Here is a 23968-nt window from a genome sequence, read left to right as displayed (position 1 = left end):
GGTCAGGTCCTTTCGTGGCGGTGAGAGCGCCTTCGCTCTCGACAAGGACCTTATGGACGGAACCGCGAGTGTCTGATATGACGTAGAAAGTACTGTTTCCTGCCACGCGCCGTCTGGAGTCCCAAATGCCCCACGTTGCAATGGTTCTGACGCCCGGTTTCCAGTTCCTTGCACTGGGGGTGCAGGCCGCTTTCGAACTGGCCAATGCCGTTAAGGGAGAGCCGTTCTATACCCTGTCCATCGCCTCGGTGGATGGTGGACCGGTCATGTCATCGAGCGGATTTGCCGTGCCGACCACGCCGCTGGCAGAGGTCGGCACGGTCGATACGTTGCTGTTGCTGGCCGGGCTGGTCCCCCCGCCGCCTCAGGAAGAGTCAACGCTTGATACCCTGCGGACCATGGCGCGGGAATCGCGGCGGGTGGCGGGGCTTTGCACCGGCGCCTTCCTCCTCGGCCAGATGGGCCTGCTGGATGGGCGGCGGGCAACCACGCACTGGGCCTATGCCCGCCAGATGCGCGAAACGTTTCCCGATGTGCGGGTGGAAGACGATCGGATCTTCATCAACGAAGGACCGGTCTGGACCTCGGCCGGGCTTACTGCCGGGCTCGATCTGGCGGTCGCCTTGATCGAGAAAGACCTTGGCCGCGACTTGGCGGGCGCGATCGCCCGGCGGCTGGTCATGCATCATCGACGCGCGGGCGGTCAGTCGCAACATTCCGAACTGCTGGAACTGGCGCCGAGCAGCGACCGGATCCAGAAGGCGTTGATCTTTGCCAAGGCCAACCTTGCCAACCCGCTGACCGTGGACGAACTGGCCGAGGTGGCCGCCCTATCCCCCCGCCAGTTCGCCCGCGCGTTCCGGGCAGAAACCGGGCAGACCCCGGCCAAGGCGGTGGAGCAGATGCGGCTGGAGGCAGCACGGCTGATGCTGGAGGAAACCCGCCACCCGATGGACCAGATCGCGCGGGAAAGCGGCTTCGTCGATATGCGCCGTATGCGCGAGGCCTTCATGCGCCAGTACGGCCAGCCCCCTCAGGCACTCCGCCGCCTGGCAAGGGCCGCGTGATTTGCCAATGTCAGACTGCGCCGTGTCCGGACATTCAGCGCCCCCTGCTGAACGGCATGATCTGGTGGGTGCCCCCGACAGCGAAAGCCGCATCGTGGGACAAACCCGTTATTCCCGCAAGGTCCGCTGAACGACAGCTATCCACCAGATTCGGCCGTTCGGCAGACCGCTCCTTGGACCGCCTACGCGAAAGTCTGGTGGGAAGCCGCCAGGTGGGTTTCGGGGAATTCGCAAAGATAGCTGCCAATCTGACTGACCGCAGATCGGAACTGGGAAAGCGTCAGCCTCCCCAAAATCTCTTAGCCTGAGCGCTGTAGCTGCTGGAACACGCCAAGCCGATCCGTGATCTGCCAATGGCCTGTCAGCCGATCTTCGCTGTCGAACGTGTAGACCGTCGCGCCCGACATACGGATCACCCGGCCGGTTGCCGGGAACCCCGCCAAGTCACCTCGATGCGTACCGTTCCAAAGCCAGGTCATCACGACATTATCACCCTCGGCGAACAATCCCTGAGTGTCGAACCGTTGGTCGGGGAAAGCAGCTCTCGACTTTCGAACCCGATCTTTGAAACCGGCGCGATCAAGCGTTCTGCCCTCCCAGGGATCGCCGGGATCGTGATGGATGGTGTATGTCTCCGCGACATAGCCATCAGCCGCGTCTGCATCGCCGCCATCCCAAACCTGTCGTATGAAAGCGGCAAGCCGCTGCTTACGCTCATCCACGGTGATCATGATTGCGCCTTGCTCGGGTTCGGCTGGGCGAGTGCCAGCGCATGGTCCTGAATGTCCTGCGGCCACGTCGCCATTCGCTCGGCGAAAGTCCCATCCTCACCAGCGAACAGGGCGCGGATCGCTTCTTCGTAACCTGGCAAATCGCCGGCCAGCGCCGACAGGAAGCGATAGGTACGCTCGTGTGCTGCCTTACGGTCGGCCTGACCACCATCGGCGCGGCGCGCTTCGTCGACGAGACGACGCAATGTCTGCGAGGCTCCCCCCGTTTGCCTTCCAAGCCATTCCCAATGTCGCGGTAGCAGGGTCACTTCACGCGCAACCACGCCCAGCTTCGGCCGGCCTCTCGATCGGTTTGACTTAGCCGCCAAGGCCTCAAGCTCGCCATGCTCGGTCAATCGCGTGACGATCTCTGCTGTGGTGCCTCGAAGATCGAGGTCGATCACGGCACCAGAAGCATCATCGAAGGTGAGGATCGAACCTTGCGATTGGCCTTCCCACGCTTTGATCGCCAACGCCACGTCAATCAGCGCCCCGCTCGCGATGCGCTTGGTGCCGGCGAAGGCGGTACAGGGAGCGGACAGATACTCGGACATGCGCCTTTATAGCCGGGTATAATCGTGCGTCAATTCATCCGGACAATATTGCGCGATCTGCTCCATCGTTGTAGGGCTGACGCAGCAGCAGGAGGATGGCGCATGCACGGGGAAGATCGAAGGGCGGCTGTTGCGGCCTATAAGGAGAGAAAAGTCGAATCGGGCATCTACGCTGTTCGATGCGGGCCATCAGATCGGATGTGGGTCGGCAGTGCTCCCGATCTATCCACTATCCAGAACCGCCTGTGGTTCACGCTACGGCAGGGGAGCAATTCGCATCGTTCTCTTCAAGAGGCGTGGGCATCTTATGGGGGCGAGGCTTTCACCTTCGAGGTTGTCGCGAGACTGGTCGACGGGGATTATCCTGGCTACACCCGCACCACCGCGCTCAAAAGCCTGCATGCGCATTGGGTCGAGAAATTGAACGGCATCCGCATATAGCGAGTACCCGGTGGAGCTCTCCGATCAGGAGCCCTCGACAGCGCAACCCAACGTACCGCCGAACGGCCAGTTTCGGGGGGACACGCAGATCGATGGAACGGCCTTAAGTGGTCGCCTCCCGTCCGGCAGAGTCGTTACCCTCGAATAGCTGCTCACGCCGAAATCGGTCGTCCGGCCGGCTCGGCCGAACGTCTTGATGTGGTCGCGTGCTGCCGGAAGCCGAACGCCGGGTCGTGGGACAAAGCGGCCGATCTGCCTGGGCCGCCCGAACGTCGGGTCCTCCCGAAACACGACATTCGCTGGGGTAGCCCTTCGCGTTCCTGAAAGAGCCGGTCTGCCGCTCATCCACCATAGCTGCATAGTAGCGTCGTCGCCAACGCGCGCGCCTGCGGCGCGAGCGCGGCGTCGGCCAGCTCGCCAGCGGTCCAAAAGGACAGGACTCCGCGAAAAGCGAAGGCGAGCTGCTGCGGCAATTCGGTGAGGGCTTCCGAACGCCGCGCTGCGTTGAGGCCGTCGCCGTCATCCAGGGCGAGAGCCCACAAGGCGGCCGACCGCGCCGCGACCAAGCCGGGATCGGGCGCCGGGGTGCCCAGCCAGCCCATGACGCCGCGACTGACCAGCGGTTCTTCAAGCATCACGGCGGCGGCAATGTCCACCGCCGCGCCGACACGCGCCGCCGCGTCGCCGGGGGGCGAGGCGGCCCGGTAGCGCGCCTCCATCGCATCGATCCGTCGGCCTGACAGGGCCTGCATGATTCCGGCCTTGCTGCCGAAGTGATTGAACGGCGTTGCGAAGCTGACCCCAGCCTCAGAAGCGAGGTCGCGCATCGAGAAGTCAGCCTTGCCCTGTCGCATCAGATGTTCGGCTGCATCGAGGATGCGGGCGCGGACGGGTGCGCCGCGTTGGAGGCCAGTGGGTGGGTTGCTCTTGTTCTGGGTCATTCTCATATCTATATCATGATATAGTTTGTATGCAACCAGGAGTCGCCCATGACCATCGCCCCCAAGACCTTCCTCATCACCGGCGTCAGCTCAGGCCTCGGCCGCGCGTTCGCCGAAGGCGCGCTCGCTGCGGGCCACAAGGTGATTGGAACGGTGCGCCGCGCCGAAGATGCCGACCCCTTTGCAGCCCTTAAGCCCGATCGCGCACATCCGCTGTTGCTCGACGTTACCGACTTTGCGGCAATCCCAGACGCCGTACGCGGTGCCGAGACGGCGACCGGGCCGATTGACGTGCTCGTCAACAATGCCGGCTATGGCCATGAGGGCGTCCTGGAAGAATCCTCGATGGACGATCTCCAGCGCCAGTTCGCCGCTAACGTCTTCGGTCCTGTCGCGATGATGCAGGCGGTGCTGCCGGGCATGCGTGCGCGCCGTGCCGGGCACATCATCAACGTCACCTCAATGGGGGGCTTCATCACCATGCCCGGCATCACCTTCTACTGCGGCAGCAAGTTTGCACTAGAGGGCATTTCGGAGGCGCTGGGCAAAGAGGTTGCCGGCCTAGGCATCCGTGTTACGGCGCTCGCTCCCGGCCAGTTCCGCACGGATTGGGCGGGCCGGTCGATGGATCGCACGCCGCGCAGCATCGGCGATTATGATGCGGTGATGGACCCGATCCGCTCGGCGCGTCAGGCCAAGAGCGGCAATCAACCAGGCGATCCGGCGAAGGCGGCGCAAGCCGTGCTGCGGCTGGTCGAGGCCGATACCCCGCCGGTACGCCTGTTCCTTGGCGAGGATGCGCTTGGGCTAGTTGATCACAAGCTCGACGCAATGCGGGCCGAGATGACGGCGTGGAACGCGCTGTCTCGGTCGACCAGTTTTTCGGCGTGAGCGACGCGTGTGATTGGGCGCGGGCAAGATCGAACGCATAGCCTCGCTATCGGCGCGATTCTGGCGAAACGCCGAAAGCGCGCCGATAGGCGTGTGAGACGGCCGGTTCAGGCGGAAAAAGCCATTCTCGCGTCCTGTTCGGTATGGCGTGTTTTGGTCGGTTCGTGCTGTTCCAAAAGCGATAGTATTTTCGTGAAAGGGCGCGCGACCTGATTGATGGATGATCGTTGCAATTCTGCCGGATGGGTTGTCATCCCGCATGCCCGATCAGTACCGCTCCCACCGCCACTACCAGGCAGGCCATGATCCGGTAACCGCTGAGATTTTCGCGGAGGAAAAAGCGTCCGATGAGGGCGGCGAATACGACGCTCGTCTCTCGCAGCGCCGACACCGGCCCCATCGCACCGCGCGTCATCGCGACGATGACGATGCCATAGGCCAGCAACGAGGCGAGCCCTCCACTCGCCGCCACCAGCGTCTCCCGTCGCCCGCGCAACAAAGAGCGAGCATCGCGCAGCAGGACGTAAGTCGTCGGCGCGAGCAAGCCCCATAACAGGCACATCCAGACTGTGTAGCCGACCGAGGAGCCCGACAGCCGGGCGCCGATGCCGTCGGTCACGCTGTAGGCGCCGATGAAACAGCCGGTACCGAGCGCGAAGAGCAGGGTCTGCCGGCCGATGGTGCGCCCCTGGAAGGCCAGCGCGATGATGCCGCCCGACACCAGCAACACACCTATCAGATTGAGCGCGTCGGGTAGCTCGCGCGCGAAGATCGAGGCGCCGAGCGAGACCAGCAGCGGCGAGGCCCCGCGGGCGATCGGGTAGGTCTGCCCGAGATCGCCTTGCCGGTAGGTACGCACGAGGAAGAGATTATAGCCGGTGTGAAGCGACGCCGACAAGGCGACGCAGCCCCAACTCGCTACTGCGGGAACGGGCACGAGGGGCACCATCACCGTGCAGGCGAGCGCGATGGCGATGCACATGATCGTCATCGACCAAAGCCGATCGTCGCCGCCGCGAAGTAAGGCGTTCCAGCTCGCATGGAGGATCGCCGCGAACAAGACGATTAGGCTGGTCCCAATGGACATGAGGCTATCGAGTCGCCTTGGTTCGCGCCGTGAGCTTGTTGCCGTCCGGATCACGCAGGTAGGCGACGAAGACGCCGTTCGGGCGCTCGCAGGGCGGGGTTTCGATCGAGGTGCCGCCGTGCGTAGTGCCGGCCTCGTGCCATGCGCGGACCTTGTCCTGGCTGGTCGCGGCGATGCCGATGGTACCGCCGTTGGCGGCGGTCGCTGGGTTGCCGTCGATTGGCTCGGTAATCATCAGCCGTCCGCCTTCGTGCTCGTAGATCAGCCGCCCCCTCCCGTCCCGCTTGCCAAGCTTGCCGCCAAGCGCCGTGAACGTCGCGTCGTAGAAAACTTTGGACCGCTCCAAGTCGTTGCTGCCGATCATGATGTGCGTGAACATATGTCCTCCGGAGAATAGCGCCCTTGGCAGCTCAGCATCGATGGCGGTTCACGGCTGGCGGCATCGGGCATGGGCATCATTCCTGCCTAGCCTACCATTCCGGCGGATACGACCTTTCCGCATTGGAACTGTTGCGAGACGAGCGTTGCGGGAGCTCGCAGACACCCGGACGGCAGGCTTGGCTTTCCCAAATCCTGTTCCCGATCCCCAAATGGCAGATTGCAGATGGAAAAACGGGACGGTCGGACATTTCCAAAACCGTCTGTTTCGGGAAGCCTGGGTCTTCGATTGAACGGCAATATTTGGCGGCTGCCGATCGATCGTTCATGCTCGACCGGCGGCTCTTGTCAGATCTTGGAGTTCACTTCACCCCGGAGGATCGGTGAAATCTGGTCGGCAGATGTCTCAATTCCGCTGCATATGAAGGCCCTCTACTGCCAGCCACCACCGAGCGCGAGAAAGATCGCGATCTGATCGTCGACCAGTTCCGATTGCGCTGCAGCCCGCTGAACCTGCGCGACGGCAAGAGTGGCCTGCGCGGAGAGGACTGGCAGGAAATCGCTGCGTCCAAAACGGAACAGCTTGTCGGCTTGCGCGGCGGACGCTTCGGCACTTCGTGCGGCGCGGTCCAGCGCGGCGGCCCTGTCGCGGTTGCGGGCGTAGGTGGCGAGCGCCGTCTCCGTGCCGCGCAGCGCTTCGAGCACGACCGCGTCGAACCGGGCGAGATCCTCCGCGACTCGCTCCTGCGCAGCCGCGATCCGGGCCTTCACGATCGGTCGACTGGGAAAATTCCAGCTGACCAATGGCCCGAAGCCGAACCCAAAACTGTGACTGCTGCCGACGTTCTCGACCTTGCCGCCAGCCAGAATGCCACCGCCCACGCTCACGCTGGGATAAAGATCGGCAATGGCGACACCGATGCGCGCGGTATCTCCGGCAATGCTCCGCTCGGCCTGCCGGATATCGGGGCGTCGGCGCAGAAGCGCGGCGCCGTCGCCCACCGGCAGGGGCCGCGCAAGCACTGGTAAAGTGGCACAAGCCTCTATCTCGCGAGGATAATCCGCCGGGGCCTTGCCGAGCAATGTCGCCAGGAGGAACAGCGATGCCTGCCGCTTCGCGACAAAGGCCGGGAGAGCCGCCTCGCTGGTCTCCACCGCCGTTCGGGCACGGGTTACGTCGAAAGCGGTGCCGCGCCCACCGCGCGCGAGGCGGATCGTGGCGTCCAATGTGCGTCTTTGCAGGCCAGCCACCCGTTGCGCGGTAGCCATCTGGAAGTTGGCCGCGCAAACCCCGGCATAGGCCCTGGCCACCGTCGCCGCCACGCCGATGCGAACAGTGTCGCGCGCCGCCGCGACCGCATCGCGATCAGCCTCACCGGCCTCGATGGCACGCCTGAGCTTGCCGGCGAGGTCGAGCGGATAGCTGGCGGACAGCCCCAAGCCATAGGTGGCGACGCCCGGCATGCTCGCGCCCGCTGAAGTGGTGCTGTAATCCCGCTCCTGCGCCGCCTGCACGCTGACGCCTGTCGAGATCGCGCGGGCTCCGGCGGTCTGGCGCAGCACTGCCTCGGCCTTGCGCAGATTGGCGTCGGCGGCGCGCAGGTCGGCATTGACGGCGAGCGCCTGTTCGACCAGCGCATCGAGGCGGGGATCGGCGTAAAGGCTCCACCAGCGGTCGGGCAGCGGTTCCTGCGCGAAAGCGCTGTCGTCGCCCGCCACGAAGGCCCCTTGCGCCGGAAGGGTTTGCGCGATGGTCGCTTGCGGGCCATGGTAATCCGGCCCGGCCACGCATCCGGCAACCAGCAGGGCAGCCGACAGTGTCAGCGCCGCCTTCATGACCGCACCCTTGCCTGCGCCGTAACGGGGGCCTGCGCCATGACTGGCTGGGCATCGGCAGGGACGATTTCGACGGTCGCGGTCCGGCCTGCGATCAGCCGGGTTCCCGGCGGGACACGGTCGATGCGGATGCGCACCGGGATACGTTGGGCAAGGCGCACCCATGAGAAGGTCGGCGTCACCTTGGGCAGCAGGTTCTGCGCCTCGCCGCGCTGGTCGTCGGCGATGGCGGCGGCGATGCTTTCGACCCTGCCGGTGATATCCTTGTCATCGCCCATCAGGCGCACCCGCGCCCGATCGCCCACCGCGACCCGGTGCAGCTTCGTCTCCTCGAAATAGCCCTCAATACGCAGCGATGCGGTATCGACGAGCGCCATGGCCTGCGCGCCCGCCGCCAGATAGTCGCCGGGATGAATGTCGAGGTTGGTGATGGTCCCGCCCACGGTGGCGCGGATCTCGGTGCGATGCCGGTCGACATCGGCGACGTTGCGGGCTGCCAGTGCGCTTTTGAGCGCCGCCTCCAGCGTGCTGACTTTCGCGGCGTTCTGCTCGCGTGCCTCTGCGGCCACCAGATCGCCCAAGGCGCGGTCACGCCGGGATTCGCGGCGAGCCTGCTCCAGTTCGGCGCGGGCCTGCGCGATGGCGGCATCCGCTCGCTCGATCGTGGCGTCGATGCGGGGGCGGTCGAGCACGATCAGCAACTGGCCAGGCGTGACGGTCTGGTTGTCCTGCACCATGACCTGCGTGACCAGTCCGCCGACATCGGTGGAAACGCGGATGATATCGGCGCGGACATGGCCGTCGCGCGTCCAGGGCGTGCGCTCGTAGCGGTGCCAGAGTTGCAGTGCGAGGACGGCGGCCAAGGCCACGGCGCCAATGGTCAGGGCATAGCGGCCCAGCAGGGACAGGATTGGCTTCATGGCATAAGTCCGGAAGATGGCAGGTACTGCGCGAGCAGACCGAAGAGGACGATGAAGACGGCCAGTTCGACGAACGGCCTGCGGGCAAAGGCGCGGTCTGCCCCGGTCAGCGTGAGGAGGCGCAGAACGATCGCCGCGCCGATCAGCGCGACAAGCGCGATCACCAGCAGGCCGGGCAGCAGGACGCCGCCGATGGCGATGTCGGCGATCATGCGGGATGCCCTTTGCCGGTAGCATTGTGGGCGTTCAGCGCGAAGCTCAGGTCAATGAGGAGGTCGCGCAAGTCCGCACCATTCGCCCCTCCACCGCCCGGCAGTTTGGCCCGTTCTATGTCGGCCTGCATGGCGAGCCGGTTCAGGGCATCATCCCCGGGCTTTTGCTCGCCGCTGAAGGCTCGGGCCACTGCGCCAAGCAAGGCGGATACATCGCCGGCGTCAGCGTGCCCGTCCGCAGTCTTCTGGCGTAGCAGGCCCACCACATGACCGACACGAAGATAGAGCAGAACTTCGCCGACCGGGTCCGTCTCGCCCGCCTTGGCCTGTCTGGCGCGTGGGAGGAGCAAGGCGGTGCGGTCGATCATGAGCCCGGTCCACCGTGCCTCATCAATCGCACGGCCCTGCGCCCGGCGGGCAACGTCGCGGCGGCTCAGGCGCAGCAGGCGGGTGATGGCCTGCCTTGCAGGCACCGTCTGGAACAGGCTCATGCTGACAGCGGCAAAGCCAGTGCCGACGACGAGCGCCACGGTGCTGTTGAGATAGGTTGCGAAATCGCCGGTGTATCTGGAGCCAAGGCCGGTCAGGATCGGAAAGCTGAGCGTGATGCCCAGCGCCATCAACATAGTCGGCGGCCGCGCTTGCAGCGACCCCGCCCACAAAAGAACAGGGGCGAGCACCGCGACCAGCACCGGAAAGTCGCTGACGCGCGGTAGGATGATGAAACTGTAGGCAAGGCCCAGCACCACGGCATAGAGCGAGCCGATCAGATACTTGATGACGGCAGGCTTGGGTGTGTCGATATTGCCGAACAAGGCGCAGGCGACTCCGACGATGGACAGCGCCAATGCGCCATCCGACCAGGCGGACCAGATCCACAGCAGGCATGCGCTGAAGACGCCGACGACCGCGCCCAGGGCTGCGCGCGCGGCCACGCGGTGGTCGCGATGATGGACATAGCCGGTGACATTGCCTGTGCCGCCGACGCTCCTTTGCGGTCGACCGCCTTGCTGGGCGAATGCGCCCAACCGGTCGCAGTCGTCGAACAGGGCGATGAGTTCGACCAGATGACCGCAGAGATTGGCGCCTAAGGCATTGTCATGGTGTAGCGGGTCGGCCAGCAGTTGCGTGCGGATGAACCGTGCCTGTTCTGACAGTTGTCTGGGCGTTTCTTGCCTGTCGGATTCCGCACTGGCGAGCCAATGGCGGCAATCCTCGATCAGTTGGCGCAAATCGCTCTCGGCCAGGCTGAGAGCCGAGAGCCTGTGAACCCGCACCTCGATCTCGCTGGCCAGAGGGATCAGCCGGGCGAGCCCATCGTGAAGCCGGTGCAGCGTCTCGCGCGGCGGAGCGGATCGCGGATCGTCATAGGGCAGATGCGCGGCCAGTCCGTTGAGGGCGAGCAGGTCGCATGCCAGCATCGCCCGCCTGCCGCGCCGGTCGGCAACCGGCTCGCCCAGCAGTGCCTGCCGCCCAAGGCTGCGCGCATCGGCAAGGGTGGAGGCGAGTTTGGCATTGAATTGGCCTGTCATGCGCCGGGGCGCGATGAAGCGATGGATCAGCACGGCGCAGGCGATGCCTAGCCCGATCTCCTGCACGCGCACCGCTGCCGTGTCGAACATCGCGCCCGGATCGGCGACGCCAGGAAAGCCGATCAGGCTGGCCGTGTACCCTGCCAGCACGAAGCCATAGGCGCGCGGTGTCCGATCCAGCAGCGAGAAATAGAGGCACAGCCCTATCCAGCAAGCAAGGATCAGGCTGCACAGGACGGGCTCGTTAGCGAAGTTCGGAACGATGGCCACATTCGCGACAGCGCCCAAGATCGTTCCGGCGAGCCGATAGATGCCGCGTCCGAGCGAGGCGCCCGCCGATGTTTGGGAGACGATGTAGACGGTCAGGATGGCCCAATAGGGTTTGGGGAGGCCGATGCGCAGCGCCACATAATAGGCCAGCATCGCCGCCGCGAAGGTCTTGGCCGAAAAGAGCAGCGCGTCGCGGTCTGCCTTGATCGCTGGCGATGATAACAGCCTTGCGGCCTTGGACCGGGCCGTGCCGAAAAGCTGCGCAAGGTTTGGAATGGAAAGGCTGGCGGTTGTCATGCTGGCAACCATCGCGCCCTATCTAGAAATTATAAATTCGATATCCTGTCAGAAAATCACTATATCCATTCAATCCCATGACCACAGCATCTGCAATTTCCGGGTTCGATCCCGATCTCGCCGCCCTGCCTGCGGTGGCCTATCATCTCGATTTCTCGCAGCATGCCGCCGAGGTGCCCCAGCATGTACATCGCAAGGGGCAACTGATCCTGGCCTTGCATGGAGCAGTGACGTGCCGCGCCAGGGATGAGATCTGGATCGGCCCGCCCGACTGCGGCATCTGGATTCCGGGCGGCGTGGCCCACAGCGCCCGCACAACCGACAATGCCCGGCTAAACTATCTGTTCGTCGAGCCCGGCGCTGCACCGTTGCCGCAAGAATGCTGCACGCTCTCAATTTCGCCCATGATTCGCGCGATGGTCGAACGGCTCGCGCGTGAGGGGGGCGACTATCCGCCCGAGGGGCACGCCGCACGAATGGCGCGCGTCCTGCTCGATGAACTGGCTGAGATGCCGCGCGAACAGTTTAACCTGCCGATTTCCGGCGATCCGAAAATCCGCCTGATCGCCGATGCGCTGACGCTTGATCCGTCCGATCGCCGCACCCTGGGCGAATGGGCGCGCCATGTCGCCATGAGCGAGAGCTCGCTCGCCCGGCTGATGCTGCGCGAGACAGGGCTGAGTTTTGGTCGCTGGCGCCAGCAGTTGCACCTCATCGTCGCCCTGCGCGAACTGGCGAGTGGAACCGCCGTCCAGAATGTCGCTAGCGAACTCGGCTATGAGTCGGTCAATGCCTTCATCACCATGTTCAAGAAGGCCCTCGGCAGCACGCCCGCACAGTATTTTGCAGCTAGGCGTAATGGGTCCAAGGACAGATCGCCAGAGTATCTCTAACCGACCGCCCTCGACAAACGCTGCCGTTGGCGATTGAGACGCGAACGTCTCGATGTGGTCGATAGCTGCTAGTCCTACGATGCCCGCATTATCTGCCGATTGCAGCATTCAACCTGCCACGCAGATCGGCATGTTTTCCAGAATTCTGCGCCATGAGCTTCCTCAGATTGATCAGTTTCCACCGAACTGCGGGGAGGTTCGCCGCTTCTGGTAAACCGATCAGGCTGAAGTCGGGCTGCGCATCATGGAGGGACAGGAGAAATTCGGCCGCGGGGCCATTGGTCCGTGCCCGGATATCCTCGATCAGGCGCTCGCGGGCGGCGAGAAGCGTTTCGAGCGGCACATGCTCGATCGCCATGCCGTCGAATTCCTGGGCGAAGGCGCGGTCAATATCGATGCGGTTGGGATCGATCAGTTCGTGGGCCGGGCGGCCCGAGCATGCGGCATAGACCAGAAAAGTGCGGAACAGGTCGTCACTGATGCCTTCGTGTTGGTAGAGCAGATGGATGTCGTAGAGGTCCCGTGGATGCTGGCGATCGAGTGCCGCGCAAATCTTGCCGGCATAGATGTCCTCGAAGGCAAGCACGGACATCTCAGCAAAGCCGAATGCTTCCTCCACCGCATCCGTAACCCGCATGGCGTGCGGCGCCTTCACGGTGCCTCGAAGGACGGGCGAGACCTCTATCTTAACTTCGGCATCGGCGGAACGGAGGAGCACCCGGGTATCGCCATCGCCCCCGCCGCTGATCCTTTGCGCATTGACGCCAGGAAGGCTCTTCCGTGCGCGCTCGACGATGCGGTCGAAAGCGGCATCGATATTGGCGAGGGCGGTTTCGCGATCGTGGAGCGGCACGTAGGTCAGGTCGATGTCGACTGAGAGCCGCGGCATGTCTCGGTAAAAGAGATTGATCGCCGTGCCGCCCTTGAGTGCGAAATCCGGCTCGTCGGCCACGATGGGGATTGCGCTCACCAGGAGGCTGACTTGGGCTGCATAGCGTTCACGCGCCATCGCCGGCCTCATTGGCTGGCTCGGGGGCCGCAAATTCTTCCGGCACGACGAGTTGATAGGCTGCCGCATAGCGACCGCCTTCGACCAGCATGCGCGGGCCCTTGCCCATATCGATACCAGCACGATCGATGTGCGGCAGCCACCGATGCCGATGGCGGTCGGCGAAAAGAAAGAACAGCCGCCTCACCTTTATGCTCTTGCAGGCGCCCAGCAAGGCACTCAACCGGCCTGGACGCAGCGTCGCTAGGCCTTGGAATAGCATGTCGACCTTGTGGAAGCTCTCCTGGTCGGGAAGTTCGTTCAGGGCTTCGAGCACCGCGCGCTCGGGGGTTGAACGCCGCATTGGCCAATCCCAGGGATTCGGTCCAGTGCCTGCCGCGGGGTCGAAGTCATTGTCCTCGATTCCAAGAGAGTCCGAACCGAACAACTGCCGTCGCCGCATCAAGACGTGGGCGTCGAGAGTTAGCCTGGACAGCCAGGACGGTACGTTGCCGTAGAGGTAGACATTCGCGCTGCGGCCAAGGGCGAGATAGTGGCTGTGCCCTTCGAGGCTCAGCGCACTCATGCCGCCGACGTGGAAATCATAACCCATTATCCACTGGGCCGAGAGCACCGCCATCTTCCATTCGACAACATGTCCCGCTGGTTTGCCCGGGTAGGGTCGGCGATAGACGCCGCGTGCGACACGCTCGAGCCATCCTTCTCGATCATAGCTCGCTGCGGAACTCTTGGCGACGTCATTGGCAATCAACCATCGCGAGTCGACCAGGAAGCCAGCCGGAACCCGATCAAGGACATATTTTAGTCGATTTCGATTTGGTTCGGCCATAATGGCCTAAATAGCAAATTTTCAAAATTCCTCCAAATCTTATTTCGACAAGCCAGGATTTGGTACATCTAGGATAGGCTAAATCCGGCAGATACAAAATTTCGATCAGCCCGACATCTGATCATCACGCCTAGGTCGGCTAGGTCTGGGTCAGGTTCCTGAGGCTCCGGAACTGGATCAGCGTCGCTCGCCCGACCTTGATGGTTTCAAGGTCCCCGGACTGGATCAATTCGTAGATCCGCGAGCGACTGAGACCCGTGATGCGCACGGCGGTCGCGACACGGACCGTCAGCGGCTGCAATGCCTGCTCGGCCATGTGGTCGATCATGTACGCCCCCTCTGCGCTGCCTCGCGAGCCCGGACAAAAGCCCGGTCGCTCTCAAGGAAGGCCGCCAGCATTGCCGGGATCAGTTCGGCGATCGGCTCTTCGCTGCCATAGGCCGCCGCGTAGATGGCAGCATATTCACGCAAGGCGCCTTGCAGGTCGGGGGTGATCGTAATCGCAAGCTTGACCGGCGTCCGGTCCGGCAGCTTGGCAAGCTTCAGGTCGGCCATAGGGCTATCCTCCAATATTGCCGCGCCAGGGCGCGAGGATGAGTTCCCGGCTCACCAGCAGCCGTACTGGTGCGCCGGGGCGGATCGTGATGGTCGGCTGGACGTCAAGGTTTCGGGACGTCAGTTGATCGCCAGCGCGCGATACGTTCTGCTGCGTGGACTCGCGGATAGCCTGGACGAGGTCGCTCTCGCCTTTGATCGACAGTTCCGAACCCACTCCAAGCAAGGTCGCCAAGGCGACGCCCTTGAGCAGTGCCCAGCTATGGAAATCGATCTTGTCCGCGAGACCCGCATAGCCCGAAGGATCCGTTGCAGGCATATTGTCGAGGCGCAGCGAGCTGCCGTCGGGCAGGATGATCCTTTGCCAGATCACCAATGCACGGCGCTGGCCGAAGGCGACGACGCTGTCATACTTGCCGACCAGCCGGGCGCCCTGCGGCACCAGCAGGAAGCGACCGGTTGCACTGTCGAATACGTTCTGCGTGACCTGGGCCGTGACAAGTCCCGGCAGGTCCGAATTGAGGCCAGTGATAAGGCTGGCCGCGATGACGCTGCCCGCAGACAGCATGTAGGGAGAGGCCGGGGCCAGCAGCGCGTGCGGATTGGCATCGCCGCCCAAGTCGATCCGCTCGGCGAATGCCGTCTTGCGATCCTCCGAGGCCGGCGCAGCTGTCGGGACGAACTGTTGGCCTGCCGAGATGGCTTCAGTTGCCGATGGCGTGGAATCGCCAGGCTTCGTCTGGGCCATGAGCCCCGACTGGCGCGCCGCCTTGAGCTCTGCGAGGCGCGCCATCCTCTCCACCTCGGCGGTGTCAGTGCCAGTCCGGGCGGCAGCACTGCCATCTATCGGTGCGAACTGTTGCTGCTGGGCGCGCAGGATCGGTCGGCCAAGGTCGCCCGGCAGTGGCGGCCCCAGTCTTGGCGCATCGCCGTAGCTTGACGGCAAGGCCGAAAGAGCATCGGTCGAGGTCTTGCCCATCGGCTGCGCCAGCTCGCTTTCCTGGGGTGGCCGGTGGAAGATCCGGGGCTTTAGCGCCATCCAGGCAATGCCTATCAGGCTGGCTGAGCCCAGCGCGGCAATGCCGATGATCGCACCCCGCCGAAACCGGATGGCCCGTGCGGGACTTGCGCGCAGGACCAGCGTCTCGGGATCGACCTTCGGCGCGGGTGTGGCCGGCTGCCCGGCTATTTCGGCCGTCATGCGCCCCTCCGATGCTTTGCCCCGCCCCCGCGGGTGATGCGGACGACCTGCTGCTTCTTGAGACCGAGCCGCAGCTCGGCCACATCGAACAGGCGGTCGATGATGTAGTAGCGCTCACGCACCCGGTAGTTGGCGAGTTCGGCCGTTCCGTCGGGCCCAAGCACGAACAATGGCGGTGCCTCGCCCTGCGACAGGCCTACAGGAAATTCGATATAGGTCTTCTGTCCGTCGTCGAACGCGCGCAGTGGCCGCCATGCCGGCCGATCCCCCGACAAGGCATAGTCGAAGCGCAACTGGCCCACGTCGAGGCCTGCTGCGATCGGTGCGGCGGACCGGACAACTTCGGCCTGCCGTTTGAGCGCAAGCAATTCGTCCTGGGGATAGGTCCAGCTTACCGCCGCCATGGGCGTTCGGGCCGTGCTGGCGAGGCGCAGGTGGTAGGTTCGCCGGTCGGTGGTGATGACAAGGTTCGTTACGAGCCCCGCGTTGAACGGCTTTACGAGAATGTGCGTTCGCCGGGTATCGCCGTTTCCGCTGGTCGTATCGCCTATAACCCAGCGCGCCGTATCGCCGCTCGCGACGGCCACGAGCGCTTCGCCCGGCTGCAATGCGATGTCGGTCACCGCTCCTGGCGCGGTATAGGCTTGGAAGATCATCCCCTCGGAAAAGGCATAGACCTGCGTTGCGTTGATAAACCCCTGCGCGGCCGGTTGCTCGGTCGAACTGCGGTTGGCGGCGGCCACACGGCGCACGGGCGACGCACCGTCGTGGGCCTGGGCCGGGACACAGGCAAGCGCGGCAATGGGGAAAAGCATGGAGCGGATGATCATGGCTGGACCTCCTTGGCGTTCTGGGTGACGGGCGCCGCCAGGCCGGGATCGAGCGGCGAACCGAGTGGCAGGTTCGAGGCGGGCGAGGCCATTGGAACTGGCCTCGAAGGTGAAGGGGATTGTGGCTCGCCATCGAGCTCGCGACTCCAGTCGATCGCGTCGACGTAGATTCCGAGTGGATTGCGACGCAGCGTGTCGGCATCGACGGGAGGCTTGGTCACAATGGTCAGGATGGCCGTCCAGCGGCTACTCCCGGCCCGTGCACCGCGCTCGAACACAGTCTCGGTCCACTTCACCTGGAACGAGGTGTCGGAAGCCCGCACGACGCTCGTCACCTGGACCGATACCGTTCGCTCGCCAATGCGGGCGAATGGGTCGTTGCTGCGGGCATAGTCGCCAAGGAACTGGGCACCGCGCCGTGTTGCGAAATCATAGGCCTCGAGCCAGCCACGCTTCATCAGGACAGGGTCGAGCGACGCCGAGCGTACGTTCGTGATGAAGCGGCCAAGGTGCCAGGCGATCTGCGGGTCCGTTGGCCGGTAGCCGGCGGCCGCTTCGCTGACGGCGCGGGCTTCGCCCAGTCGATCGACTTCGACCACATAGGGTACCACCCGGCTCTGCAGGGACTGCCAGACAAGTCCACCGGACAGACTTGCCGCGAGGCCGAGGCTCACGAAGGCCGCAAGACGCCAATTGCGTGCCTGCACCCGGGCCGAGCCGATCCGGTCGTCCCAGACCTGGCCCGCACGCTGGTATGGCGTCTCTGGAATTGGGGTGCGTCCATAGCGCTGGACGCTGCGCTTGAAGATCATGGCCTAGTCGTTCCTTTCCTTGATGTCGGGAGTGGCGGCACCACCGCCCCGGTCGCCCTGTTGAAGCGCATGGAGGGCAAGCTGCCGGCGATGCCGCGTGGACTGCTCCGCGCGCATGGCGCGCGCCCAGGCGGGCGCAGCATCATTGCCTCCGCCTGCCTGGGCCTGTCCCGGGCTTGTCTTCGTGTCGTTAAGTGCGTTCCAGGCGGCCTGGCGTCCGCTCGACGCAGCTTCGCTGAGGCCCAGTGCTTCCGATGCCTTGGCTCGGACCGCGTTGCCCGCGGCTTTCGTCACACCAGAAAGGCCAGCGCCGACTGAGGAATTGCCCGCCGCCTCCTGGCCAAGGCCATAGGCCGTGCTCGCTGCCGAACCCATGGCCGTGCCGGAACGGACCGCCCCCAGGGCTGCCCCACCGAGAGCGCGCGCACCGCCCATGGCCGCGCCGCCTGCAACCATAGTGATGCCAGCCGCTCCGGCCGCGGTGCCGAAGGCTGCACCAGCACCAAACTGGGGAGCGCCCGAGACAAGGCCGCTTGCAATCGAGGGCCCGAAGATTCCAAGGCCGAACAGGGACAGGCTCGCCAGCACGAGGCTCATGGCCTGGCCGATGTCTGGCTCCTGGCCCTGGAGGGCAGCTGTGAATTCGGCGAAGAAGTTGGATCCGATGCCGACGATCACGGCGAGCACCATGACCTTGATGCCCGAGGAAACCACGTTGCCGAGAACGCGCTCGGCGAGGAAGCTGGTCCGGTTCCAGAGAGCGAACGGCACGAGGATGAAGCCGGCAAGGCTCGTCAGCTTGAACTCGATGATCGTCACGAACATCTGCACCGCGAGGATGAAGAAGGCGATGATCACCAGGGCCCATGCGAACAGCAGCACCATGATCGTCAGGAAGTTGTCGAAGAAGGTCGTGAAACCAACCATCTCGCTTGCCTGGTTGAGCAGCGGCCAGGCTGCCTCGAACCCGGTCCCTGCAAGCCGCCCCGGCTTGAGCAGGTCATCGGCACCGAGCGTGCCCCCGCCAGCGGTGAGCCCTGCCTGCGCGAAAGACCGGAAGATGATGTCCGCGAGCGTGGAGAAGCTGTTCAGGATGAATGCGAACGTGCCGATGTAGAGGATCTTGCGGAGGAAGCGGCCGATGACATTGTCCTCGCCGCCCATCGCCCAGAACAGGCCGGCAAGCGTGATGTCGATGCCGATGAGCACGGACGTCAGGAAGCCCACGTCCGGGCCGAGCAGCCCGAACCCGCTGTCGATGTAGGTGATGAACGACTGCATGAAGCGGTCGATGACATTGAGGTCGTTCACGGGCGTGGTCTTCCTGGATGGATTGGATGCCGCGGGGCGTGACTGGGGGTTGGCCACGCCCCGCGGGCGGCGGCAGGCGCGGGAGGCTCGCCTTGCTGCCATGGCCGGGTCGGCTTTGAGCCGCGTGGGGGCTATTGCGGCGTGTAGGCCGACCCGGAGCCGAGGAACTTCTTCGTCGCGGCCCGCGCCTCGACCCCTTGTGTCGCCCGTCGGGCCTGTTCCTGGGCCTCGGCCCGGAACTGGGCGGCCATCATCTGCTGGATCTGGAACTGCTGCTTTGCCGTCAGGGCCAGCAGTTGGTTCGTCGCCTGCTGCGCTGCAAGCGATCCCTCGGCACCCTGACTTCGCGACACGATGTCGGCGAGCGCCTGGGTGTCGTCCCGCACGTTCTCGACGACCTGCGACTGAACCGTCATCGTCTGGCGAAAGGCATCCATGCTGGCATCGAGCCGGCCGCGGGCGCCCTGCACGCGCTGGTCGGTTCGAAGGGCTGTTGCAAAGTCTTGCGGAAACATCGATCGGAACCGGGCGTCGAGCTGGTCGACCCGAAAATCGATACCCTGGGCCTGGCCCATGAGGCGGTCGATCTGGGCGAGCTTCTGCCGAAGGGCATCGAGCTGGGGAAAATCGATCCGGGAGAGGTTCTTGCCCATGTTAACCAGCATCTGCGCCTCGTTCTGGAGTTGCCTGATCTGCTGGTTGACCTGCTGGAGCGTGCGTGCGGCGGTCAGGATGTTCTGGGCGTAGTTGCTCGGGTCGAAGACCGAGATCTGTGCCTGGGCGGGCGCTGCGGGCAGGCCGAGTATGGCGCCCGTGACGCAGATCGATGCCAGGGCCAAGCTGCATGCGACGGCATGGGCGGGGGCAGAAATTCGCATCAGGATTCTCCTTCTTCGGGGGATAGGGGTTCGGGGGCCTTCGCCAGGAGGTCAGCCGCCCAGTCGAGGCCAGCGGTGCGCAGGAAGCGGGCTGCGAACTCGTGGGTGCCGCCCGCCTCGAGCAGCGCGTCGATGCGGGCTTGGGTCGCGGGATCGGAGGCAGCGCAGAACGCAAGCGCGACAGGGCCGAGACCCAGTTCGAACAGGCGGTTCCCACGGGCAGACTGGAGGTAGTACTGGCGCTTGGGCGTTGCCCTCGCGACCAGCTCGACCTGTCGGTCATTGAGGCCGAACTGCTCGTAGATGCTGCGGGATTGCGGTTCGATCGCCCGGTCGTTGGGGAGCAGGATACGTTGCGGGCAGCTTTCGATGATGGCGGGCGCGATTGACGATTGAGATATGTCGGCGAGGCTCTGCGTGGCGAAGACCACCGAGACGTTCTTCTTGCGCAGGACCTTGAGCCATTCCCGGATCCGGGCTGCGAACAGCGGATGGTCGAGGAATATCCAGGCTTCGTCGAGGATGAGCAGCGTCGGGCGGCCGTCGAACCGCTCCTCGAGGCGGTGGAAGAGATAGGACAGCACCGGGGCGACCACGCCGGCCTGGCCCATCAAGGCCTCCGTCTCGAAGCATTGCATGTCGGCAAGCTCGAGGCCCTGCTCGGCGGCATCGAGCAGGCGCCCATAGGGGCCGTCCAGCGTATAGGGTTGCAAGGCCGTGCGCAGGGCGTTGGACTGGAGCAGCAGCGCGAGGCCAGTCATCGTCCGTTGCTCCGCTGGTGCGGTGGCGAGACTGCCCAGCGCCGACCAGAGCATGTCCTTTACGTCCGGCGTGACCGCGACCTTCTCGTGCTCGAGCAGGGCCGCGATCCATTCTGCTGCCCAGCTGCGCTCGAGAGGCCGGTCGATCCCGGCCAAGGGCTGGAAGGCGAGCGCCTTGCCCTCGTCGCTGCCAAGGGCATGGTGGATGCCGCCGCAGGCGAGAACGGCAGCGCGCGCGGAAAAACCCTTGTCGAAGATATAGACCTGCGCACCCTCGTAGCGCCGGAACTGGAAGGCGAGGGTAGCGAGGAGCACGGACTTGCCCGCTCCCGTGGGGCCAACGACCAGCATGTGGCCGACATCCCCGACGTGCGTCGACAGGCGGAACGGCGTCGAGCCCGCCGTGCTGGCGAGGAGCAGCGGCGGCCCATCGAGATGCTCGTTGCGGCGAGGACCCGCCCATGTGCTCGAAAGCGGCATGAGGTGCGCAAGGTTGAGCGTATGGACGAGCGGCTGCCGGACGTTGGCGTAGGACTGGCCGGGAAGCGAGGAGAGCCAAGCCTCGACGGCATTCACGCCCTCGCGGATGGTCGTGAAGCCAAGGCCATTGACGATGCGCTCGACGGCGCGGAGCTTCTCCTCGACGGCGCCCCGGTCCCGGTCGCTCACTGTGATCGTCGTGGTCAGGTAGCCGAATGCGACATGGTCCTGCCCAAGCACCTGAAGGGCTTCATCTGCATCGACGACCTTGTTGTCTGCATCGCTGTCGAGCAACTGCGTTGGCTGGTTGTAGAGGACCTCGCGCAGCAGCGCGCTGACCGACTTGCGCTTGTTGAACCACTGCCGGCGAAGTCCGGTCAGCGTCCTGGTTGCCTCTGCCTTGTCGAGCGCGATGAAGCGCGTGACCCAGCGATAAGGCAGGCCGAGGTGATTGAGCGCATCAAGGATGCCCGGCCGGCTCATGTTCGGGAAGCCCAGCACGCTCAGCGCTCGCATGTGGCTCGCCCCGAGGATCGGCTCGAGCCCACCCGTCAGCGGGGTATCGACCAGTAGCGCATCGAGATAGACCGGCGTTTCCGGCACGGAGACTGGATGTCGCTTTTCCGAAATGCACCCGTGGAGGAAGGTCAGCGTCTCGCCGTCGTCCAGTGCACGAACTTCCGGCATGAAACCTGACAGGAGGTCTGCCACGCGGTCTGTCTCGGCCACGAAGCCCGACAGCGCCCCTCGCCAGTCCCTTGCTCCGTCGGCATCCGGCCGGTCGACGAGCCTGCGCCCGGCGCTGTCCACGGCATCGGCGGCAGGTAGCCATTGCAGGGTCAGGTGGTAGCGGCTTTCGAAATGCACGCCCTCTGCCTCGAACGCCGCGCGGCGCTCACGATCGACAAGGGCGCTGGCCGGATCCGGGAACCGGCTTGCGGGATAGCCGGGGGCGGCCACCCGCTCGGCATCGAAGAACATTGCCCAGCCACTGCCAAGGCGCTTGAGGACATTGTTCGCTCGCGCGCAGGCACCGATCAGTTCGGCCTCGGTCGCGGACTCAAGGTCTGGCCCGCGAAAGGCGAGCGTGCGCTGGAAGCTTCCGTCCTTGTTGAGCACGATGCCTGGCCCGACCAGGGCCGCCCACGGCAAGTGATCGGCAAGCCGGTCGGCGCGCGACCGATATTCGGCAAGGTTCAGCATGCGAGGTAGCCTTTCTGCCGCAGGTGCCGGACGAGCACCGGGGCGAAGTCGGGATCACGCCGGGCGGCGAGGACGGCGAGGCTGTGCCCCGCCGCCCAGAGCACCATCCCGGCCAGCCATTGCTGGAGGCCCAGCCCGACGCCGGCAGCGAGCGTCCCGTTGACGATGGCAATGCCGCGCGGGGCACCGCCAAGCAGGATCGGACTGCCGAGCGAGCAATGAATCGGCGCCTCGAAGCCCTCGATGTGGCCGCCGGCAGAATGGTGGACGCTGCCGCTCATGCGATGAGGGCCCCGCCGCCGAAGCTGAAGAAGGAGAGGAAGAAGCTCGACGCGGCAAAGGCGATCGACAGCCCGAAGACGATCTGGATCAGGCGGCGGAAGCCACCGGCCGTCTCGCCGAACGCGAGCGTAAGACCGGTGACGATGATGATGATCACCGCGACGATCTTCGCAACGGGGCCCTGCACCGATTCCAGCACCTGCTGCAACGGTTCCTCCCATGGCATGCCGGAACCCGCCGCATGCGCCTGCGCCGAGACCATGAGGGAAGCGGCAAGGGCAGCGACCGCAACCAGCGCGGACGGCATCGGAAAACGGGTGGGCTTGGTCATGAGGCATCTCCTTCGGGTTGGGGATTGAGAAGATCGGCAAGGTCGTAGGCACCGGCGCGAGTGTCGAACCCAGTGACCCGCGCGACCGCGGCCACCCGGCGGCCAGCGCCGCGACCAGCGATGAAGACGATGATGTCGATGGCCTCGGCGATGAGCTGCCGCGGCACGGTCACCACGGCCTCCTGGACGAGCTGCTCGATCCGGGTGAGCGCAGCGCGGGCCGAGTTGGCGTGGACCGTGGCGATGCCGCCAGGGTGCCCGGTGTTCCACGCCTTCAACATGTCGAGCGCTTCTGGACCGCGCACCTCGCCAACCACGATACGGTCGGGCCTCAGGCGCATCGTCGAGCGCACGAGGTCGGTCATCGAAGCCGCGCCCGCCCTGGTTCGCAGCGCGACCGTGTCAGGCAGGGGGCATTGCAGTTCCCGGGTGTCCTCGATGAGGATGACGCGGGCATCGACACTGGCCATCTCGGCAAGAAGCGCATTGGCGAGCGTCGTCTTGCCCGAACTGGTGCCGCCGGCGACGAGGATGTTGAGCCGGTCGGCCACCGCCCTGCGCAGCAGCCGTGCCGCTTCAACCGGCATGATGCCCTCAGCGACATAGTCCTCGAGCAGGTGCAGCCGCTCGGCAGGCTTGCGAATGGAGAAGCAGGGAGCTTCGGATACAGGCGGAAGCACGCCTTCGAAGCGTTCGCCCGCACGCCTTTCGGCATGGGGCGGCAGCTCCGCCGAGATTACCGGCCTGTCTCCATGGATCTCGGCGCGGGCATGGCTGGCCACGAGGCGGATGATGCGCTCGACTTGTGCGGGCGGGATCCGCACGCCGGTGTCGATGCGGCCTTCGCCAAGGCGGTCGAGCCGCAGGGCGCCGTCCGGGTTGACCATGATCTCCTGGGTCCGGGAATCGGCGAGCGCCGAAGCGATCTCCGGACCCATCGCGGTTCTCAGCATCGCGCGGCGTCGCGCGCTCGAAAGGACAGCCGGATCATGCTGCGCGCTCACTCGCCCGCCTCCGATCCCAGCGTGCGCCGACCGGTCGCGACCTGGCGGCCGACCTGATTGACGAAGGCCTCGAAGCGCTTGGCGCCGAGCGCGCGACCAGCCTGGTCATTCTCGGCAAGCGGGGTCTGGATCGCGAGTTCGAACCGGATGAAAAGGGCCAGCGTCTCGAGGATTACGTAGGTATCCCGGTCGACCCGGCCGATCGCCTTGGTCAGGCGGTCCAGCCGGATCGAGAAGCGGTCCTCGAGCTCGGACGCGCCGCGGCGATTGAGCCACGCCGTCAGGGCATCGACCAGGATCGCCGACTTTGTCGCGCCGGGCCTAGCGGCCAGCGCCTCTAGCCTGTCGCTGAGCGGCTGCGGCAGGAAGAGTTGGTGGCGAACCTTCTCCATG

General features: G+C 65.0%; 27 protein-coding genes. 4 read left to right on the top strand and 23 right to left on the bottom strand.

Translation table 11 applies throughout. From position 1 onward, the window contains the following. The first annotated feature begins 125 nt into the window (after positions 1-125). Positions 126-1067 carry a GlxA family transcriptional regulator gene (locus M2336_RS13730; RefSeq protein WP_166666327.1) on the top strand — a complete coding sequence of 314 codons (942 nt, stop codon included), beginning with the start codon at positions 126-128 and terminating at the stop codon, positions 1065-1067. Positions 1068-1366: 299 nt separating this feature from the next. On the opposite strand, the gene M2336_RS13725 is transcribed toward M2336_RS13730, so the two are convergent. Then, the gene (locus M2336_RS13725) at positions 1367-1798 is read right to left on the bottom strand and encodes an ester cyclase (RefSeq protein ID WP_264572422.1); all 432 of its coding nucleotides are present in this window, start codon (positions 1796-1798) and stop codon (positions 1367-1369) included. Continuing rightward, a complete protein-coding gene (locus tag M2336_RS13720; protein WP_264593104.1) occupies positions 1795-2391 on the bottom strand; it encodes a DUF2239 family protein in 597 nt (198 codons plus the stop codon). Before M2336_RS13720 ends, M2336_RS13725 begins: the two co-directional genes overlap by 4 nt. Positions 2392-2493: 102 nt before the next feature. Here M2336_RS13720 and M2336_RS13715 point away from each other — a divergent pair, with 102 nt between their 5' ends. After that, positions 2494-2832, top strand: a complete 339-nt coding sequence (locus M2336_RS13715; protein WP_264593103.1) for a GIY-YIG nuclease family protein — start codon at positions 2494-2496, stop codon at positions 2830-2832. A 341-nt stretch (positions 2833-3173) separates the two neighbouring features. Here M2336_RS13715 and M2336_RS13710 read toward each other — a convergent pair whose 3' ends face one another. Continuing rightward, positions 3174-3773, bottom strand: coding sequence for a TetR/AcrR family transcriptional regulator (locus M2336_RS13710; protein WP_133652587.1), 600 nt, complete (start codon positions 3771-3773; stop codon positions 3174-3176). 48 nt (positions 3774-3821) lie between these two features. Here M2336_RS13710 and M2336_RS13705 point away from each other — a divergent pair, with 48 nt between their 5' ends. Beyond that, positions 3822-4664, top strand: a complete 843-nt coding sequence (locus M2336_RS13705) for an oxidoreductase (RefSeq protein WP_009822169.1) — start codon at positions 3822-3824, stop codon at positions 4662-4664. 250 nt (positions 4665-4914) lie between these two features. Here M2336_RS13705 and M2336_RS13700 read toward each other — a convergent pair whose 3' ends face one another. From M2336_RS13700 to M2336_RS13675, 6 genes are all read right to left on the bottom strand, one after another. Further along, entirely contained in the window at positions 4915-5751 is an 837-nt protein-coding gene (locus tag M2336_RS13700) for a DMT family transporter (protein ID WP_264593102.1), read from the bottom strand. A gap of 4 nt (positions 5752-5755) precedes the next feature. Next, on the bottom strand, positions 5756-6130 hold the full coding sequence (locus tag M2336_RS13695; RefSeq protein ID WP_171794891.1) for a VOC family protein: 375 nt from the start codon (positions 6128-6130) through the stop codon (positions 5756-5758). A 431-nt stretch (positions 6131-6561) separates the two neighbouring features. Then, complete coding sequence (locus tag M2336_RS13690; protein ID WP_264593101.1) at positions 6562-7965, bottom strand: efflux transporter outer membrane subunit; 1404 nt, start codon at positions 7963-7965, stop codon at positions 6562-6564. Then, the gene (locus M2336_RS13685) at positions 7962-8885 is read right to left on the bottom strand and encodes an HlyD family secretion protein (protein ID WP_192669871.1); all 924 of its coding nucleotides are present in this window, start codon (positions 8883-8885) and stop codon (positions 7962-7964) included. Before M2336_RS13685 ends, M2336_RS13690 begins: the two co-directional genes overlap by 4 nt. Then, positions 8882-9097 (bottom strand): DUF1656 domain-containing protein, encoded by a 216-nt coding sequence (locus tag M2336_RS13680; protein ID WP_171794894.1) that lies wholly within the window; start codon positions 9095-9097, stop codon positions 8882-8884. Before M2336_RS13680 ends, M2336_RS13685 begins: the two co-directional genes overlap by 4 nt. Next, a complete protein-coding gene (locus M2336_RS13675) occupies positions 9094-11196 on the bottom strand; it encodes an FUSC family protein (protein WP_171794895.1) in 2103 nt (700 codons plus the stop codon). Before M2336_RS13675 ends, M2336_RS13680 begins: the two co-directional genes overlap by 4 nt. Before the next feature lie 77 nt (positions 11197-11273). On the opposite strand from M2336_RS13675, the gene M2336_RS13670 reads away from it, so the two are divergent. Beyond that, positions 11274-12089, top strand: a complete 816-nt coding sequence (locus tag M2336_RS13670; protein ID WP_171794896.1) for an AraC family transcriptional regulator — start codon at positions 11274-11276, stop codon at positions 12087-12089. Between the two features lie 88 nt (positions 12090-12177). On the opposite strand, the gene M2336_RS13665 is transcribed toward M2336_RS13670, so the two are convergent. From M2336_RS13665 to M2336_RS13600, 14 genes are all read right to left on the bottom strand, one after another. Continuing rightward, the gene (locus M2336_RS13665; RefSeq protein ID WP_264593100.1) at positions 12178-13098 is read right to left on the bottom strand and encodes a nucleotidyl transferase AbiEii/AbiGii toxin family protein; all 921 of its coding nucleotides are present in this window, start codon (positions 13096-13098) and stop codon (positions 12178-12180) included. Beyond that, entirely contained in the window at positions 13088-13927 is an 840-nt protein-coding gene (locus M2336_RS13660) for a type IV toxin-antitoxin system AbiEi family antitoxin (RefSeq protein WP_264593099.1), read from the bottom strand. Before M2336_RS13660 ends, M2336_RS13665 begins: the two co-directional genes overlap by 11 nt. Before the next feature lie 139 nt (positions 13928-14066). Next, positions 14067-14255 carry a helix-turn-helix domain-containing protein gene (locus tag M2336_RS13655; protein ID WP_264593098.1) on the bottom strand — a complete coding sequence of 63 codons (189 nt, stop codon included), beginning with the start codon at positions 14253-14255 and terminating at the stop codon, positions 14067-14069. Continuing rightward, the gene (locus tag M2336_RS13650) at positions 14252-14482 is read right to left on the bottom strand and encodes a DUF2274 domain-containing protein (protein WP_264593097.1); all 231 of its coding nucleotides are present in this window, start codon (positions 14480-14482) and stop codon (positions 14252-14254) included. The genes M2336_RS13655 and M2336_RS13650 overlap by 4 nt, the downstream gene beginning before the upstream one ends. Positions 14483-14486: 4 nt before the next feature. Next, entirely contained in the window at positions 14487-15683 is a 1197-nt protein-coding gene (locus M2336_RS13645; protein ID WP_264593096.1) for a TrbI/VirB10 family protein, read from the bottom strand. Further along, positions 15680-16513, bottom strand: coding sequence for a P-type conjugative transfer protein TrbG (gene trbG / locus M2336_RS13640; RefSeq protein WP_264593095.1), 834 nt, complete (start codon positions 16511-16513; stop codon positions 15680-15682). Before trbG ends, M2336_RS13645 begins: the two co-directional genes overlap by 4 nt. Next, complete coding sequence (gene trbF, locus M2336_RS13635; RefSeq protein WP_264593094.1) at positions 16510-17325, bottom strand: conjugal transfer protein TrbF; 816 nt, start codon at positions 17323-17325, stop codon at positions 16510-16512. The genes trbG and trbF overlap by 4 nt, the downstream gene beginning before the upstream one ends. Before the next feature lie 3 nt (positions 17326-17328). Continuing rightward, complete coding sequence (gene trbL / locus M2336_RS13630; RefSeq protein ID WP_264593093.1) at positions 17329-18636, bottom strand: P-type conjugative transfer protein TrbL; 1308 nt, start codon at positions 18634-18636, stop codon at positions 17329-17331. Between the two features lie 131 nt (positions 18637-18767). After that, a complete protein-coding gene (gene trbJ, locus M2336_RS13625; protein WP_264593092.1) occupies positions 18768-19514 on the bottom strand; it encodes a P-type conjugative transfer protein TrbJ in 747 nt (248 codons plus the stop codon). Beyond that, on the bottom strand, positions 19514-21958 hold the full coding sequence (trbE, locus tag M2336_RS13620; protein ID WP_264593091.1) for a conjugal transfer protein TrbE: 2445 nt from the start codon (positions 21956-21958) through the stop codon (positions 19514-19516). The genes trbJ and trbE overlap by 1 nt, the downstream gene beginning before the upstream one ends. Further along, positions 21952-22239 (bottom strand): VirB3 family type IV secretion system protein, encoded by a 288-nt coding sequence (locus M2336_RS13615; RefSeq protein ID WP_264593090.1) that lies wholly within the window; start codon positions 22237-22239, stop codon positions 21952-21954. Before M2336_RS13615 ends, trbE begins: the two co-directional genes overlap by 7 nt. Beyond that, the gene (locus tag M2336_RS13610) at positions 22236-22547 is read right to left on the bottom strand and encodes a TrbC/VirB2 family protein (RefSeq protein ID WP_264593263.1); all 312 of its coding nucleotides are present in this window, start codon (positions 22545-22547) and stop codon (positions 22236-22238) included. The genes M2336_RS13615 and M2336_RS13610 overlap by 4 nt, the downstream gene beginning before the upstream one ends. A gap of 20 nt (positions 22548-22567) precedes the next feature. After that, a complete protein-coding gene (gene trbB / locus M2336_RS13605) occupies positions 22568-23524 on the bottom strand; it encodes a P-type conjugative transfer ATPase TrbB (protein ID WP_264593262.1) in 957 nt (318 codons plus the stop codon). Between the two features lie 47 nt (positions 23525-23571). Then, on the bottom strand, positions 23572-23967 hold the full coding sequence (locus tag M2336_RS13600; protein ID WP_264593089.1) for a CopG family transcriptional regulator: 396 nt from the start codon (positions 23965-23967) through the stop codon (positions 23572-23574). Position 23968: the final 1 nt, after the last annotated feature.

The organism is Sphingobium sp. B1D7B, assembly GCF_025961965.1.
Taxonomy (GTDB): Bacteria; Pseudomonadota; Alphaproteobacteria; order Sphingomonadales; family Sphingomonadaceae; genus Sphingobium.
The sequence above is the reverse complement of the archived record's forward strand: the minus strand, read 5'-3'. Positions and strand labels throughout refer to the sequence as shown.

Bases quoted from the DNA above. Each gene is read 5' to 3' on its own strand.
- M2336_RS13730 (WP_166666327.1), top strand. From the start codon at position 126: ATGCCCCACGTTGCAATGGTTCTGACGCCCGGTTTCCAGTTCCTTGCA.
- M2336_RS13725 (WP_264572422.1), bottom strand. From the start codon at position 1,798: ATGATCACCGTGGATGAGCGTAAGCAGCGGCTTGCCGCTTTCATACGA.
- M2336_RS13720 (WP_264593104.1), bottom strand. From the start codon at position 2,391: ATGTCCGAGTATCTGTCCGCTCCCTGTACCGCCTTCGCCGGCACCAAG.
- M2336_RS13715 (WP_264593103.1), top strand. From the start codon at position 2,494: ATGCACGGGGAAGATCGAAGGGCGGCTGTTGCGGCCTATAAGGAGAGA.
- M2336_RS13710 (WP_133652587.1), bottom strand. From the start codon at position 3,773: ATGACCCAGAACAAGAGCAACCCACCCACTGGCCTCCAACGCGGCGCA.
- M2336_RS13705 (WP_009822169.1), top strand. From the start codon at position 3,822: ATGACCATCGCCCCCAAGACCTTCCTCATCACCGGCGTCAGCTCAGGC.
- M2336_RS13700 (WP_264593102.1), bottom strand. From the start codon at position 5,751: ATGTCCATTGGGACCAGCCTAATCGTCTTGTTCGCGGCGATCCTCCAT.
- M2336_RS13695 (WP_171794891.1), bottom strand. From the start codon at position 6,130: ATGTTCACGCACATCATGATCGGCAGCAACGACTTGGAGCGGTCCAAA.
- M2336_RS13690 (WP_264593101.1), bottom strand. From the start codon at position 7,965: ATGAAGGCGGCGCTGACACTGTCGGCTGCCCTGCTGGTTGCCGGATGC.
- M2336_RS13685 (WP_192669871.1), bottom strand. From the start codon at position 8,885: ATGAAGCCAATCCTGTCCCTGCTGGGCCGCTATGCCCTGACCATTGGC.
- M2336_RS13680 (WP_171794894.1), bottom strand. From the start codon at position 9,097: ATGATCGCCGACATCGCCATCGGCGGCGTCCTGCTGCCCGGCCTGCTG.
- M2336_RS13675 (WP_171794895.1), bottom strand. From the start codon at position 11,196: ATGACAACCGCCAGCCTTTCCATTCCAAACCTTGCGCAGCTTTTCGGC.
- M2336_RS13670 (WP_171794896.1), top strand. From the start codon at position 11,274: ATGACCACAGCATCTGCAATTTCCGGGTTCGATCCCGATCTCGCCGCC.
- M2336_RS13665 (WP_264593100.1), bottom strand. From the start codon at position 13,098: ATGGCGCGTGAACGCTATGCAGCCCAAGTCAGCCTCCTGGTGAGCGCA.
- M2336_RS13660 (WP_264593099.1), bottom strand. From the start codon at position 13,927: ATGGCCGAACCAAATCGAAATCGACTAAAATATGTCCTTGATCGGGTT.
- M2336_RS13655 (WP_264593098.1), bottom strand. From the start codon at position 14,255: ATGATCGACCACATGGCCGAGCAGGCATTGCAGCCGCTGACGGTCCGT.
- M2336_RS13650 (WP_264593097.1), bottom strand. From the start codon at position 14,482: ATGGCCGACCTGAAGCTTGCCAAGCTGCCGGACCGGACGCCGGTCAAG.
- M2336_RS13645 (WP_264593096.1), bottom strand. From the start codon at position 15,683: ATGACGGCCGAAATAGCCGGGCAGCCGGCCACACCCGCGCCGAAGGTC.
- trbG (WP_264593095.1), bottom strand. From the start codon at position 16,513: ATGATCATCCGCTCCATGCTTTTCCCCATTGCCGCGCTTGCCTGTGTC.
- trbF (WP_264593094.1), bottom strand. From the start codon at position 17,325: ATGATCTTCAAGCGCAGCGTCCAGCGCTATGGACGCACCCCAATTCCA.
- trbJ (WP_264593092.1), bottom strand. From the start codon at position 19,514: ATGCGAATTTCTGCCCCCGCCCATGCCGTCGCATGCAGCTTGGCCCTG.
- trbE (WP_264593091.1), bottom strand. From the start codon at position 21,958: ATGCTGAACCTTGCCGAATATCGGTCGCGCGCCGACCGGCTTGCCGAT.
- M2336_RS13615 (WP_264593090.1), bottom strand. From the start codon at position 22,239: ATGAGCGGCAGCGTCCACCATTCTGCCGGCGGCCACATCGAGGGCTTC.
- M2336_RS13610 (WP_264593263.1), bottom strand. From the start codon at position 22,547: ATGCCGTCCGCGCTGGTTGCGGTCGCTGCCCTTGCCGCTTCCCTCATG.
- trbB (WP_264593262.1), bottom strand. From the start codon at position 23,524: ATGCTGAGAACCGCGATGGGTCCGGAGATCGCTTCGGCGCTCGCCGAT.
- M2336_RS13600 (WP_264593089.1), bottom strand. From the start codon at position 23,967: ATGGAGAAGGTTCGCCACCAACTCTTCCTGCCGCAGCCGCTCAGCGAC.